Origin of the sequence: Arenimonas donghaensis DSM 18148 = HO3-R19 (assembly GCF_000743535.1) — a bacterium.
In the GTDB taxonomy this organism is placed as follows: domain Bacteria; phylum Pseudomonadota; class Gammaproteobacteria; order Xanthomonadales; family Xanthomonadaceae; genus Arenimonas; species Arenimonas donghaensis.
This window is the reverse complement of sequence record NZ_AVCJ01000004.1, coordinates 54,077-67,549: the sequence shown is the minus strand read 5'-3', so window position 1 is coordinate 67,549 and position 13,473 is coordinate 54,077. Positions and strand designations below refer to the sequence as shown.

The window sequence follows — 13,473 nt, the reverse complement described above, 5'->3', positions numbered from 1 at the left end:
GCCATGAAGCGAGCCATCGACATCGGCCTGACTGCGCTGGCGCCGGCCATCTGGGGCACGACCTACATCGTCACCACCGAGCTGTTGCCCGGCGGCGACCCGCTGACGATCGCCGTGTTGCGCGCCCTGCCAGCCGGCCTGCTCCTGCTGCTGCTGGTGCGGCGCCTGCCGCCGCCTTCGCAGCTGGGCCGGGTGTTTTTACTCGGCGCCTTGAACTTCGCCATTTTCTGGGCCTGCCTGTTCGTCGCCACGTACCGGCTGCCGGGCGGCATCGCGGCGACGGTCGGCGCGATCCAGCCATTGATCGTGGTCCTGCTGGCGCGCAAGGCGCTGGACGAACCGATCCGGGCCGTCGCGGTAGCCGCGGCCCTGGCCGGCCTTGTCGGCGTGACGATGCTGGTGCTGGGGCCCGATGCAGGGCTCGATCCGCTCGGCCTCGGCGCCGGCCTGGCCGGTGCCGCATCGATGGCGGCCGGTACCGTCTACAGCCGCAAGTGGCGCGGCGACACGCCGCTCCTGGCGTTCACCGCCTGGCAGCTGGCCGCGGGTGGATTGCTCCTGCTGCCCGCTGCTTTCTGGTTCGGTGCGCCGTTGCCGCCGATGACGCCCGGTTCGCTGGCCGGACTGGGCTGGCTGAGCGTGATCGGCGCCGCGCTCAGTTACGTGCTGTGGTTCAACGGCATCGGACGCCTCGCCCCGTCGACCGTCAGCGCAATGGGTTTCCTCAGCCCCCTGGTGGCCGTCACGGCCGGCTGGTGGCTGCTCGGGGAAGCGCTCAACCCCCTGCAGGTCGCGGGCGCGGTCCTTGTCCTGTCCAGTGTTTGGGCCGCCACGCGACCGGCGTCTCCCACCCGGGCCATGGGCGCTAGTTCATCCGCGCGCCTCGCCGTCCTTGAGTTCAAGGACGACAAGGTATCGAGGATCGCCGAAGACCGGACGTAGGCTGCCTTCAGTCCCGGCGATACACCTGCGCACCCTGCGCCCGGAACTCGGCGGCCTTTTCGGCCATGCCCTCTTCCAGCGCCCGGGCCTCGTCGGCCACGCCCTTGCCGGCGGCATACTCACGCACGTCCTGGGTGATCTTCATCGAGCAGAAGTGCGGGCCGCACATCGAGCAGAAGTGGGCGACCTTGTGGGCGTCCTTGGGCAGGGTTTCGTCGTGGTATTCGCGGGCCCGCTCGGGGTCGAGACCGAGGTTGAACTGGTCTTCCCAGCGGAACTCGAAACGCGCCTTGGACAGGGCGTTGTCGCGGGCCTGGGCGGCTGGATGGCCCTTGGCCAGGTCGGCCGCGTGGGCGGCGATGCGATAGGCCATCAGGCCCTCGCGCACGTCGGCCTTGTTGGGCAGGCCCAGGTGTTCCTTGGGCGTGACGTAACAAAGCATCGCCGTGCCGAACCAGCCGATCATCGCCGCGCCGATGGCCGAGGTGATGTGGTCGTAGCCGGGCGCGATGTCGGTGGTCAGCGGGCCGAGCGTGTAGAACGGCGCTTCGCCGCACTCGCGCAGCTGCTTGTCCATGTTTTCCTTGATCAGCTGCATCGGCACGTGGCCGGGGCCTTCGATCATGGTCTGCACGTCGTGCTTCCAAGCGACCTTGGTGAGTTCACCCAGGGTTTCGAGCTCGCCGAACTGGGCGGCGTCGTTGGCGTCGGCGATGCACCCCGGGCGCAGGCCGTCGCCCAGCGAGAAGCTGACGTCGTAGGCCTTCATGATTTCGCAGATTTCCTCGAAGTGCGTGTAGAGGAAATTCTCCTTGTGGTGGGCCAGGCACCACTTGGCCAGGATCGAGCCACCGCGGCTGACGATGCCGGTCACGCGCTTGGCCGTGAGCGGCACGTAGCGCAGCAGCACGCCGGCGTGGATGGTGAAGTAGTCCACGCCCTGCTCGGCCTGTTCGATCAGGGTGTCGCGGAAGATGTCCCAGGTCAGGTCCTCGGCCTTGCCGTCGACCTTTTCCAGCGCCTGGTAGATGGGCACGGTACCGATGGGCACCGGCGAATTGCGGATGATCCACTCGCGGGTTTCGTGGATGTGCTTGCCGGTGGACAGGTCCATCACCGTGTCGGCGCCCCAGCGGATGGCGTAGACCAGCTTTTCCACTTCCTCGGCGATGCCCGAGGACACGGCGGAGTTGCCGATGTTCGCGTTCACCTTGGTCAGGAAGTTGCGGCCGATGATCATCGGCTCGATTTCCGGGTGGTTGATGTTGGCCGGGATGATGGCGCGGCCGCGGGCGACTTCGTCGCGCACGAATTCGGGCGTGATCAGGCCCGGCAGGCTGGCGCCGAAGGACTCGCCCGGATGGCGCTTGAGCAGGTGGGCTTCCTTGATCGCCTCGATGCGCTGGTTCTCGCGGATCGCGATGTATTCCATCTCGGGCGTGACGATGCCGCGGCGGGCGTAGTGCATCTGGCTGACGTTGCGACCGGCCAGCGCCCGGCGCGGCGGGCGCAGGGCCGGGAAGCGCACGGCGTCGAGCTTGGCGTCGTCGGCGCGGGACCGGCCGAATTCGCTGCTCAGGCCCTCCAGGGGCGCGCAATCGCCGCGGTCGGCGATCCACGGCGCACGCAGGGCCGCCAGGCCCGCGGCCAGGTCGATGTTCGCGTCGGGATCGGTGTAGGGGCCCGAGGTGTCGTAGGTGCAGAAGGGGGCGTTCGGCTCCTGGATGCCGTAGACCCGCGGCGTCGGCGACAGCGCGATCTCGCGCATGGGCACCTGCAGGTCGGGCCGGGAGCCTTCGACGTGGATCTTGCGCGAGCCCGGGATGGGCCGGGTGACTTCTTCGGAAAGCTGCTGGGCCTGGCGCAGCAGTTCGGTGGGCAGGGCATTCATGCGTTTCGTCCTTTGGGCGCGCTCCCTGGCAAGGAGGCCGGGGGGCTGGAACGAAGCGGCGGCGCCGGGCGCAGGCGCGGGGCCGGCACCACGAAGCTTCCCTACGCCGGTATCAACCGGATCAGGTTCGAAGGGTATGTCTCAGCCCGCATCCCGCCGGGCACCCCCGCTTCCGGGCGCCATTGAACCATGTCCGCCGGCCCCGGGCGAGGGGCGGGCAGATCAGGCCCGCGCCGGGTTGGGCACCTTGAACCACGCCGCGTACAGCGCCGGAAGGAACAGCAGCGTCAGCCCGGTGGCGACGATCAGGCCGCCCATGATGGCCACGGCCATGGGGCCGAAGAAGACGCTGCGCGACAGCGGGATCATCGCCAGGACCGCCGCCAGGGCGGTCAGCACGATCGGCCGGAAGCGGCGCACGGTGGCGTCGACGACGGCACGCGCGGGCGGATGGCCTTCGGCGATGTCCTGCTCGATCTGGTCGACCAGGATGATCGAGTTGCGCATGATCATGCCGCTGAGCGCGATCGTGCCCAGCATCGCCACGAAACCAAAGGGCACGCGGAACACCAGTAGGAAGAGCACCACGCCGATCAGGCCCAGCGGCGCCGTCAGCAAGACCATCAGCGAGCGCGGGAAGCTGCGCAGCTGGATCATCAGCAGCGTCACCACCACGCCGATGAACAGCGGCACGCCGGCCGCCACCGAGCGCGAACCACGACCGGAATCCTCGACCGTGCCGCCGGTTTCGAGCAGGTAGCCCGGCGGCAGCGCCGCGCGGATCTCGTCCAGGCGCGGCAGGATCTCGGCGGTCACCGACGGCGGCGTGACGTCGCCATACACGTCGGCGCGCACGGTCACGGTCGGCAGCCGGTTGCGATGCCAGATGATGCCGTCCTCGAAACCATGTTCCAGGGTCGCGATCTGCGACAGCGGCACCGGCTTGCCGGTGGAGGCCGGCACCGACAGGCTGCCCAGCAGCGACAGCCGCTCGCGCTCCTCGGCCGGGCCACGCAGCAGGATTTCGATCTGTTCGTTGCCTTCGCGGTAGGTGCTGACCGCGGTGCCCGAGAGCGAGCCGCGGAGGAACGCCGCCACCTGCGCCGAGCTCACGCCCAGCACCCGCGCCCGCTCCTGGTCGATGTGCAGGCGAACGACCTTGCTCGGTTCGTCCCAGTCCAGGTTGACGTTGGTTACGTGCGGATTCCCGCGCACCTTCGCGGCGACCTCGCGCGCCAGCCGGCGCACGTCGTCCACGTGTTCGCCCGACACCCGGAACTGGATCGGGAAGCCCACCGGCGGCCCGTTCTCGAGCCGCGAAACGCGCGCCTGCACGTCGCTGAACTGCGTCTGGAACAGGCCGATCAGCCAGGCGCGTATCTCTTCGCGCGCCTCGATGTCAGGCGCCAGGATGACGAACTGGGCGAAGTTGGCCTGCGGCAGCTTCTGGTCCAGCGGCAGGTAGAAGCGCGGCGTGCCGCTGCCGACGTAGGCCACATAGGTCTCGATGTCCTCGCGTTCGGCCAGGTGTTTCTCGAGTCGCCGTGCGACGGTTTCCGTGTGCCGCAGCGAACTGCCCTCGGCCAGCTCCAGGTCCACCATCAGTTCCAGGCGCGTCGAGTCCGGGAAGAACTGCTGCGGCACGAAGCGGAACATCGCCAGCGACAACACGAAGGCGCCGAGCGTCACCGCGATCACCAGCCAGCGGTGGTGCACGCACCAGATGACCCAGCTGCGGAAGCGACGGTAGAAACGCGTGTCGTAGGTATCGTGGCCGTGGCCACCCGCATCCCGCGCGCCCGCCTTGGCCGACGGCAGCAGCTTGTAGCCCAGGTAGGGAATGAAGACCACCGCCGCGATCCACGACAGCAGCAGCGCGATCGTCACCACCTGGAAGATCGAGCGGGTGTACTCGCCGGTGCTCGAGGCCGCGGTGGCGATCGGCAGGAAGCCAGCGGCGGTGACCAGGGTGCCGGTGAGCATCGGGAAGGCCGTGGATTTCCACATGAAGGCCGCCGCGCGCACGCGGCTGTAGCCCTGCTCCATCTTCACCGCCATCATCTCGACCGCGATGATGGCGTCGTCCACCAGCAGCCCCAGGGCCAGCACCAGCGCGCCCAGTGAAATCTTGTGCAGGCCGATGTCGAAGTAGTTCATCGTGGCGAAGGTCATCGCCAGCACCAGCGGGATCGACAGCGCCACCACCAGGCCGGTGCGGAAGCCCAGGGAGAAGAAGCTCACCAGCAGCACGATGATCACCGCCTCGGTGAGCACCCGCACGAACTCGGCCACGCCGCTGCGCACCGCGGCCGGCTGGTCGGAAACCTTGGCCAGGGTCATGCCCACCGGCAGGGTTTCCTGCAGGCGCGCGAACTCGGCGTCCAGGACCTCGCCGAGCTTGAGGATGTCGCCGCCCTGGCGCATCGAGACGGCGATGCCGATGGCGTTTTCGCCCATGAAGCGCATGCGTGGCGCCGCCGGGTCGGCGAAGCCGCGCCGGACTTCGGCCACGTCACCCAGGCGGAAACTGCGGTCGCCGACGCGGATGGGGAAGTCGCGGATCTCTTCGACGCTGTCGAAGCTTCCCGAGACCCGAAGCTGCACGCGGTCGGTCGGCGTTTCGAAGAAGCTGGCCGGGGCCACCGCGTTCTGTTCGTCGATGGCGCGCTGCACCTGGTCCAGCGGCAGGCCCAGGGTGGCGAGCTTGGTGTTGGAGAGCTCGATCCAGATCTTCTCGTCCTGCAGGCCGACCAGTTCGATCTTGCCCACGTCGGGCAGGCGGTGCAGGACCAGTTCGATCCGCTCGGCGTAGTCCTTCATGGTCGCGTAGTCGAAGCCTTCGGCCGACAGCGCGTAGATGTTGCCGAAGGTGTCACCGAACTCATCGTTGAAGTAGGGCCCCACCACGCCCTGCGGCAGCGTGTGGCGGACGTCGCCGACCTTCTTGCGCACGTCGTACCACAGCGCCGGCAGTTCGCTCGAACGCATCGAGTCCTTGGACATCAGCATCACCAGCGACTCGCCGGCGCGCGAGTACGAGCGCACGAATTCGTAGCGCCCGGTCTCCATCACTTCCTTTTCGATCTTGTCGGTGACCTGCCTGGCCACCTCCTCGGCGGTCGCGCCCGGCCAGAAGGTGCGCACCACCATGAGCTTGAAGGTGAAGGGCGGGTCTTCGGACTGGCCCAGCTGCTGGTAGCTCCACAGCCCCAGGAAGGCCAGCACCAGCATCGCGTACAGCACCAGCGGCCGGTTGCGCAGGGACCACTCGGAAAGGTTGAAGCGGCTGTCCATGGCCGAGGCTCAGCGCGGGTCGGAGGTGGGCGCGGCGCGCGCCAGGTCGACCGGGCGGTTCTGGTCGTCGATGGGCGTGATGCGCTGGCCCTCGAGCAGCAGGTGCACGCCGGCCGCCACCACCCACTCGCCCGCCGCCAGGCCCTGGGTCACGGGCACGCGGTCCTCGCCGTAGGCGCCCAGCGCCACCGGCCGCAGGTGCACGGTGGCATCCGCGGGGTCGAGCACCCACAGCGCGGCTTCGCCGTCCTTTTCATGCACGGCCGACAGGGGCACCGTGAGCACCGCCTGGTCGCCGCCATTGGCGTAGACGCGGGCGCTCTGGCCCAGGTCCACCGGCGTGTCGCCCGGTTCGAAGCTCACCCGGGCGGCGTAGGTGCGCGCCTGGGGATCGGCCGACGGCGAGATCTCCCGCAGCGCGCCCGGGAAACGCTGGTCCGGCCGCGACCACAGTTCGACCAGCAGGGGACGGCCGACGCTGAACGCCCGGGCGTCGCGCTCGGGCACGCTGATCGCCACCTCGCGCTCGCCGTCCTCGGCCAGCACGAACACGGTCTGGCCGGCAGCCACCACCTGGCCGGCCTCGGCCAGCCGCTGGGCGATGACGCCGTCGGCCGGCGCCCGAAGAACGGCGTACGTGGCCTGGTTCACCGAGACATCGGCCTGGGCGCGTGCCTGGCGCACGCGCGCTTGGGCCGCTTCATGTTGGGAAACGCGTGCGTCGTAAAGCGAACGGCTGACCAGCTGCTGTTCGACCAGGTCGCGATAGCGCTTGAGTTCGGACGTGGCCAGGGCCAGGTCGGCTTCCGCCGACGACAGCTGCGCCTGCGCGGCCTCGCGCTGCAGGGCGACGTCGGAGGCATCGAGTTCGGCCAGGGGCTGGCCTTGTTTCACCCGGGCCCCGACGTCCACCAGGCGCCGACTGATCTTGCCGCCGATGCGGAAGGCCAGCGCCGGCTCGTGGCGTGCACGCACTTCGCCGGCATAGGCGGTCGGCGCCGCACCCTCGGTGGTGGCCTGCACGACCCAGGCCGGACGGGCCGCCGCCGGTCCCCCGTCGTCGTCGCCACAGGCGGCGAGAAGCGCCAGCAGGCCGGCGATCAGGGTGAGACGTCGCAGGGGGGCAGCGGTCATGGCGGCTTCGCGGGGTCGATTGAATTGGGGGGATAGTAGCTTTACCATACTCGTCAGTTCAATAATCCCCGGACACCCCATGGTTGCTGCCCCCCGCCCCGCTTCGCCCGGCCGTCCGAAGGACCCCGGCAAGCGTGCCGCGATCCTCGAGGCCGCCAAGAGCCTGTTCCTGGCCCGGGGCTACGAGGGCACGGCCATGGACACGGTCGCCCAGGTCGCCGGGGTGTCCAAGCTGACCGTCTACAGCCACTTCCAGGACAAGGAGACGCTGTTCGCCGAAGCGGTGAAGGCCAGCTGCGAAGAACTGCTGCCCCCCGACCTGTTCGTCGCCCGCTTCGAGGGCCCGATGCGGGCCCAGCTGGTGCGCATCGCCAGGGCCCTGTTCCGCCTGATCACCTCGGACGAGGCGATCGCGGTGCACCGGATCATGTCCCAGCAGCTCCCGGACGACTCCCCGTTGCCGCACCTGTTCTGGGAAGCCGGTCCCCGGCGGATCCAGGAAGCTTTTGCCGATTTCCTGCGGGCCGAGGTCGAAGCCGGCGAACTGCAGGTGCCCGACTGCACCCTGGCCGCCTCGCAGTTCCTGGCGCTGCTCAAGGGCGACCACCACGCCCGCCTGATCTGCAGCTGCCCCGCCCAGCTGGTCGGCGCGCAGCTCGAAAGCCACCTGGAAGCCACCGTCGACATGTTCCTGCGCGCCTACGGGCCTACCCGCCGATGACGCCTGAACGGCACCGCACCCCGCGTGAAGTCCCGGTGACCAATGGCACTACAGGCCGCAGCAAGGCGGCCGCCATTCTTGCCCCGTGCTGGCCGCGTGCCTGCCTTGCGGGCCAGTCCCGGTATTCACTGTCCCGTTTCCCCTACCGGTTTTTGCCTTCCGCGGCGTCCGGCCGGGGCGTAGAATCAGCGCCCTTGTGATTCAAGGATTTAGACGTAATGACGATTGACTTCCAGCAGGCACGATTCGCGATGGTCGAACAGCAGGTTCGGCCGTGGGAAGTGCTCGACCCGCGCGTGCTTGAAACCTTGATGACGGTGCGCCGCGAAGATTTCGTGCCGCCGCGCCACCGCAAGCTGGCCTTTGCCGACCTGCCGCTGCCGCTCGAGCACGGCGAGGTGATGATGAAGCCGGTGGTCGAGGGCCGCATGCTGCAGGCGATGGCCATCACCCCGGGCAACGACGTGCTGGAAATCGGCACCGGCTCGGGTTTCGTCACCGCCTGCCTGGCCGCGCTGGCGCGCGACGTCACCAGCATCGACCGCCACGCCGAGTTCGTCGAGCGCACCCGGGCCCGCCTGGTCGCCGACAGCGTCACCAACGTCCGGGTTGAAACCGCCGACGTCTTCGCCTGGGAACCCGGCCGCCAGTTCGACGCCATCTGCGTCACCGGCGCCGTGGCCACCGACCCCGACCGCTTCGGTGCCTGGCTCAAGCCCGGTGGCCGCCTCTTCGTCATCCACGGCCACTCACCGGTGCAGGAAGCCCTGCTGCTGACCCGTCATGGCGACACCTTCCACCGCGAAAGCCTGTTCGAAACCGACGTGCCCTACCTGCACGGCGCCGAACCGGCCCCGCAGTTCACCCTTTGACACCAGGACCCTGCCCATGCGCCTGAGCCTTCGCCCCCTCGCCTCCGCCATCCTGCTTGCCGCCGCTGCCGGCAGCGCTTCGGCCGCCGACCTCATGGACGCCTTCGAAATGGCCCGCGAGTCCGATCCGGTGCTTGCGGCCGCCGAGTCCCAGCGCCAGTTCACCGGCGAGAACGTCGTCCAGGCCCGGTCGCGCCTGCTGCCGCAGATCGGTGCCACCGCCAGCCTGACCGACTCCCGCGTGCGCGGCGTCGACGCCTATTCCCGCGACCGCAGCTACGGCGCCAGCCTGAGCCAGTCGCTGTTCGACTACGGCAACTACACCTCGCTCAGCGCCAGCCGCCTTCGCGACGAACAGGCCGCCTTCGTGCTGCGCGCCGAGGCCGACAACCTGATCGTCCGCGTCGCCGACGCCTACTTCAACGTGCTCACCGCCATCGAAACCCTGGCCTCGTCGCGCGCCGAAGAACGCTCGGTCAAGCGCCAGCTGGACCAGGCCGAGAAGCGCCTGGAGGTGGGCCTGGCCCCGATCACCGACGTGCACGAGGCCCGCGCCCGCTACGACAGCGCCCGCGCCAACGCGATCGCCGCCGCGACCGCGCTCGAGGATGCCCACGAAGCCCTGGCCGAGATCACCGGCGAGCGCATGCAGGACCTGCGGGGCCTGGCCCCGGGCTTCAAGCCGGAAAACAACATCGAAGGCGACGCCGCCGAGTGGGTGTCCATCGCCACCGAGTCCAACCCGAGCCTGCTGGCCGCCGAACTGGCCCTGGCCGCTGCCGAGCGCGACATCCGCACGGCCCGCTCCGGCCACCTGCCGACCCTCTCGGCCAGCGCCTCGATCGGCGACAACGCCGGCTGGCAGAACCAGTACCCGGGCGGCCCGAACACCTCCGGTGGCGGCAGCACCGTCGGCGTCACGCTCAACGTACCGCTGTACGCGGGCGGCGCCGTCCAGTCCGGCGTCCGCCAGGCCGTGCATGGCCGCGACATCGCCGCCGAACAGCTTGAACAGCAGCGCCGCGCCGTCGTTCGTTTTACCCGCAACGCCCAGCGTTCGCTGGAAGCGGGTGAAGCCGAGGTCGAGGCCCGCCGCCTGTCGGTGGTTTCGGCCGAAGCGGCCTACGAGGCCAGCGAAGCCGGCCTCGAGGTCGGCACCCGCACCATCGTCGACGTGCTGATCAGCCAGCAGGCGCTGTTCCAGGCCCAGCGCGAGTACGCCCGCGCCCGCCACGCCTTCCTGGTCAACACCCTGCGCCTGAAGCAGGCCGCCGGCACCATCACGACCCAGGACCTGCAGGCCGTGAACAGCGTGCTGGTCGCCGACGCCGAGGCGCCGCTGATCGAACAGGGCGACGACTCCGAGGGCTGATCGCCCTAGCCCTGCCCGCCGCCGGCGCCGAAGCTGCGCCGGCCGGCCAGGACCTGGTCCGCCAGGTCCAGCGTGCGACCCACCGCCCCGCCCAGCGCGCGCACTTCGGCGCGCGCGTGTTCGCCCATGTCCCGGCAGCGCGCCGGGTCGCCCAGCAGGGCCGACACCGCGTCGGCCAGGGCGCCGGCATCGGGCACCTGCAGCAGCCCGCCGGCCTTGCCGAGGCGGTGGCTGACTTCCGCGAAATTGAAGGTGTGCGGCCCGACCACGCTGGGCACGCCCAGTGCCGCCGGCTCGAGCACGTTGTGCCCGCCCACCTGGCACAGGCTGCCGCCGACGAAGGCCAGGTCGGCCGCGGCGAAGAACCACAGCAGTTCGCCGATCGTGTCCACGATGAAGACCTGGGTGTCGGCCACCGGCAGCCGCTGGCCCCGGCGCGTGCGCACCGCCAGGCCGGCTTCCTGGGCCAGGGACGCGGCCGGACCAAAACGCTCGGGGTGCCGCGGCGCCCACAACAACAGGGCGTCGGGATGCTGTTCCAGCACGGCCTGGTGCGCGGCCAGGACGCCGGCTTCCTCGGGACCATGGGTGCTGGCGGCCATCCACACCGGCCGCCGCTCGCCCCAGCCGCGCCGCCAGAGCAGCGCCTGCTCATGCACGCCTTCGGGCAGCGTCAGGTCGTACTTGAGGTTGCCGGTGACGATGATGTTCTCGCGGCGCGCGCCGATCTGCGCCAGGCGTTCGGCGTCCGCGCGTGACTGCGCCGCCACCAGGTCCACCGACTGCATCGCCAGGCGCGCCAGCTTGCGGACCGGCAGGTAGCCGCGCAGCGAACGTTCGGACAGCCGGGCATTGACCATCATCAGCGGGATGCCGCGGCGTTCGCATTCGACGTAAAGGTTCAGCCAGATCTCGGTTTCCACGATCACCGCCAGCGACGGCCTTGCCCGGTCGAGGAAGCGCCGGACCATTTCGCGCAGGTCGTAGGGCAGGTAGACGTGATGCACGCGGTCGCCCCACAGGGCACGCACGCGCTCCGAGCCGGTCGGGGTGATGGTGGTGACCAGCAACGGTCGGTCCGGATGCCGCGCCAGCAGGCCGTCGACCAGCGGCCGGGCGGCGATCACCTCGCCGACCGACACCGCATGCACCCAGATCGCGTCGTGCAGGTCGAGCTTGCCCTCGAGCCAGCCGTAACGTTCGGTCCAGCGCCGCAGGTACTCGCGCTGCCGCATGCCGCGCCAGACCAGGTGGTAGAGCGTGACCGGGAAAGCAAGGTGCAGGACCAGCGCGTACAGGCCCAGCAGGACGCGCTGCCCGAAGGAGATTTGCATGGCGCGCAGGATACCCCGGCTACAATGTTTGCCGCATGGCCCCGCCCGACTTCCCGCGCCCGCCGCTGTCCCCCCGCACCTGGCCCACCTGGCTCGGCGTGGCCCTGGGCTGGACGGTGGCACGCTGGCCGTGGTGGCTGCAAAAGCGCGCCGGACCGCTGCTGGGTCGCTTGATGCTGTGGCTGCTGCCGTCGCGGCGACGGGTCGCGGCGACCAACCTGGCCCTGTGTTTCCCCGGGCTCGACGAGGCCGCGCGTGAGCGCCTGCTGCGCGAGAATTTTTCTTCCCTGGGCCTGGGCATCTTCGAATTCCTGCGCGCCTGGTGGGGCCGGCTGGCACCGGTGGACCGCGGCAGCGAACTGACCGGCCTCGAACACCTGCACGCCGCCCAGGCCGGCGGTCGCGGCGTCATCCTGGTGTCGGCGCACTTCACGACGCTGGAAGTCTGCCTGCGACTGCTGTGCCAGCAAGTCGAGCTGGGCGCGATGTACCGGCCGCACGAACAGGCCGCGATGGAATGGGCGGTCAAGCGCGGGCGGCTGCGGCATGCCAAGGCGATGTTCGCGCGCGACGAACTGCGGCCGGCCATCCGCCACCTCAAGCAGGGCGGCGTGCTGTGGTTCGCCCCCGACCAGGAAACCCGGCGCGGCGACAGCGTCTTCGTACCCTTCTTCGGCCAGCCGGCCTGGAGCCTGACGTCCACCCACCAGCTCGCGCGCCTGGGCGGCGCTTCGGTCCTGCCGCTGTTCCACGAGCGCCTGCCCGACGGCCGCTACCGCATTGAAATCCTGCCGCCGCTGGAAGACTTCCCGACCCGCGACGCCACCGCCGACACCGCACGCATCATGGCGACGCTCGAAGGCATCATCCGCCGCCGGCCGGAGCAATACCTATGGCTGCACCAGCGCTTCAAGCGCCAGCCCGACGGCACGCGCCGCAAGTACTAGCGATGCCCCTGTGGGAGGGACTTCAGTCCCGAAACCGTTGCCGGTGTGGGTTTCGGGACTGAAGTCCCTCCCACAGGGGCGTTCAATACACCGATGGCTCGCCGGGCGGCCGGGTCTTGAAGCGACGATGCGCCCACAGGTATTGCTCCGGGCATTCGCGCACGACGGTTTCGAGTTCGCGCATGTAGCGCGCGGCATCCTCCACCGGATCCTCGGACGGCCAACCCGGCCAGCCCGCTTCGATGCGGATCCGGTAGCGGCCCCCGGCGTCGCGGCGGTACCAGAACGGCAGCAACACCGCGCGCCCGCGCCGCACCAGTTCCGGCGTCGCGGTCAGCGTCGCCGCCGGCACGCCGAAGAACGGCACGAAGGCGTTCTGGTAGGTGAAGTTCTGGTCGGCCGAATACACCACCGGCTCGCCGGCCTGCAGCGCCCGGATCAGGCCGCGCACGTCCTTCTTGCCGATGCTCGGCCCGTACACGGCCTGGCGCGAACGCTCGAACCAGGCTTCCAGGCAGGCATTGTTGTGCCGGCGCACCACCACCCGCACCGGTTTGCCCAATGCCTCGCCCAGCAGGCGCACCGCCAGTTCGGTGTGGGTGAAGTGGCCGCACATCAGCAGCACGCCCTGGCCGCGGTCGAGCGCGGCGCGCAGGTGCTCAAGCCCTTCGATGTCCGCCAGGTCGGCCAGGCGGGACGACGGTGCGTGCCAGGCGCGCAGCAGTTCCAGCGCACCGACCACCGTGTTGACCACGCTGGCATCGGCCAGGCGACGGCGTTCGCGTGCATCCCGCGTCGGGAAACACAGGTCGACGTTGATGCGCGCGATGCGTCGCCGCGAACCCAGCGCCGGCCAAAGCAGCCAGGCCAGTCCGCGCCCCAGCACCAGCACCCAGGGTTGGGGGAGGCGGCCGGCGATCCAAGCCACGGCCTGCAGCAGCGGCGTGAACAGGCAGCGCATGGGCG

General features: G+C 69.8%; 10 protein-coding genes and 1 riboswitch. Of the genes, 5 read left to right on the top strand and 5 right to left on the bottom strand.

Translation table 11 applies throughout. The features are described 5' to 3' along the window. Positions 1-3: 3 nt before the first annotated feature. Positions 4-942 carry a DMT family transporter gene (locus N788_RS04040; RefSeq protein ID WP_051924341.1) on the top strand — a complete coding sequence of 313 codons (939 nt, stop codon included), beginning with the start codon at positions 4-6 and terminating at the stop codon, positions 940-942. A 7-nt stretch (positions 943-949) separates the two neighbouring features. On the opposite strand, the gene thiC is transcribed toward N788_RS04040, so the two are convergent. The 3 genes from thiC to N788_RS04025 all read right to left on the bottom strand — a co-directional run bounded on the left by thiC (position 950) and on the right by N788_RS04025 (position 7,261). Next, positions 950-2,833 carry a phosphomethylpyrimidine synthase ThiC gene (gene thiC / locus N788_RS04035; RefSeq protein ID WP_034221271.1) on the bottom strand — a complete coding sequence of 628 codons (1,884 nt, stop codon included), beginning with the start codon at positions 2,831-2,833 and terminating at the stop codon, positions 950-952. An 80-nt stretch (positions 2,834-2,913) separates the two neighbouring features. Further along, a riboswitch (TPP riboswitch) is annotated at positions 2,914-3,011 on the bottom strand. Between the two features lie 44 nt (positions 3,012-3,055). Then, positions 3,056-6,127 carry an efflux RND transporter permease subunit gene (locus N788_RS04030; protein ID WP_034221262.1) on the bottom strand — a complete coding sequence of 1,024 codons (3,072 nt, stop codon included), beginning with the start codon at positions 6,125-6,127 and terminating at the stop codon, positions 3,056-3,058. A gap of 9 nt (positions 6,128-6,136) precedes the next feature. Further along, positions 6,137-7,261 (bottom strand): efflux RND transporter periplasmic adaptor subunit, encoded by a 1,125-nt coding sequence (locus N788_RS04025; protein WP_034221260.1) that lies wholly within the window; start codon positions 7,259-7,261, stop codon positions 6,137-6,139. Positions 7,262-7,340: 79 nt separating this feature from the next. On the opposite strand from N788_RS04025, the gene N788_RS04020 reads away from it, so the two are divergent. From N788_RS04020 to N788_RS04010, 3 genes are all read left to right on the top strand, one after another. Further along, positions 7,341-7,982, top strand: a complete 642-nt coding sequence (locus N788_RS04020; protein ID WP_034221258.1) for a TetR/AcrR family transcriptional regulator — start codon at positions 7,341-7,343, stop codon at positions 7,980-7,982. A gap of 218 nt (positions 7,983-8,200) precedes the next feature. Then, positions 8,201-8,854: a protein-L-isoaspartate O-methyltransferase family protein gene (locus N788_RS04015; RefSeq protein ID WP_034221256.1), complete on the top strand. Its 654-nt coding sequence runs from the start codon at positions 8,201-8,203 to the stop codon at positions 8,852-8,854. Positions 8,855-8,870: 16 nt separating this feature from the next. Beyond that, positions 8,871-10,226 carry a TolC family outer membrane protein gene (locus N788_RS04010; RefSeq protein ID WP_084695872.1) on the top strand — a complete coding sequence of 452 codons (1,356 nt, stop codon included), beginning with the start codon at positions 8,871-8,873 and terminating at the stop codon, positions 10,224-10,226. A gap of 5 nt (positions 10,227-10,231) precedes the next feature. On the opposite strand, the gene waaA is transcribed toward N788_RS04010, so the two are convergent. Next, positions 10,232-11,560, bottom strand: a complete 1,329-nt coding sequence (gene waaA, locus N788_RS04005) for a lipid IV(A) 3-deoxy-D-manno-octulosonic acid transferase (protein WP_051924340.1) — start codon at positions 11,558-11,560, stop codon at positions 10,232-10,234. 35 nt (positions 11,561-11,595) lie between these two features. Between waaA and lpxL the strand changes: the two genes are divergently transcribed. Then, entirely contained in the window at positions 11,596-12,507 is a 912-nt protein-coding gene (gene lpxL / locus N788_RS04000) for an LpxL/LpxP family Kdo(2)-lipid IV(A) lauroyl/palmitoleoyl acyltransferase (RefSeq protein ID WP_034221254.1), read from the top strand. An 82-nt stretch (positions 12,508-12,589) separates the two neighbouring features. On the opposite strand, the gene N788_RS03995 is transcribed toward lpxL, so the two are convergent. Then, positions 12,590-13,468, bottom strand: a complete 879-nt coding sequence (locus N788_RS03995) for a lysophospholipid acyltransferase family protein (protein ID WP_051924339.1) — start codon at positions 13,466-13,468, stop codon at positions 12,590-12,592. Positions 13,469-13,473 lie beyond the last annotated feature (5 nt).

Coding starts and splice junctions, on each gene's coding strand:
- waaA (WP_051924340.1), bottom strand. CDS start 11,560: ATGCAAATCTCCTTCGGGCAGCGCGTCCTGCTGGGCCTGTACGCGCTG.
- N788_RS03995 (WP_051924339.1), bottom strand. CDS start 13,468: ATGCGCTGCCTGTTCACGCCGCTGCTGCAGGCCGTGGCTTGGATCGCC.
- thiC (WP_034221271.1), bottom strand. CDS start 2,833: ATGAATGCCCTGCCCACCGAACTGCTGCGCCAGGCCCAGCAGCTTTCC.
- N788_RS04015 (WP_034221256.1), top strand. CDS start 8,201: ATGACGATTGACTTCCAGCAGGCACGATTCGCGATGGTCGAACAGCAG.
- N788_RS04030 (WP_034221262.1), bottom strand. CDS start 6,127: ATGGACAGCCGCTTCAACCTTTCCGAGTGGTCCCTGCGCAACCGGCCG.
- N788_RS04040 (WP_051924341.1), top strand. CDS start 4: ATGAAGCGAGCCATCGACATCGGCCTGACTGCGCTGGCGCCGGCCATC.
- N788_RS04025 (WP_034221260.1), bottom strand. CDS start 7,261: ATGACCGCTGCCCCCCTGCGACGTCTCACCCTGATCGCCGGCCTGCTG.
- lpxL (WP_034221254.1), top strand. CDS start 11,596: ATGGCCCCGCCCGACTTCCCGCGCCCGCCGCTGTCCCCCCGCACCTGG.
- N788_RS04020 (WP_034221258.1), top strand. CDS start 7,341: ATGGTTGCTGCCCCCCGCCCCGCTTCGCCCGGCCGTCCGAAGGACCCC.
- N788_RS04010 (WP_084695872.1), top strand. CDS start 8,871: ATGCGCCTGAGCCTTCGCCCCCTCGCCTCCGCCATCCTGCTTGCCGCC.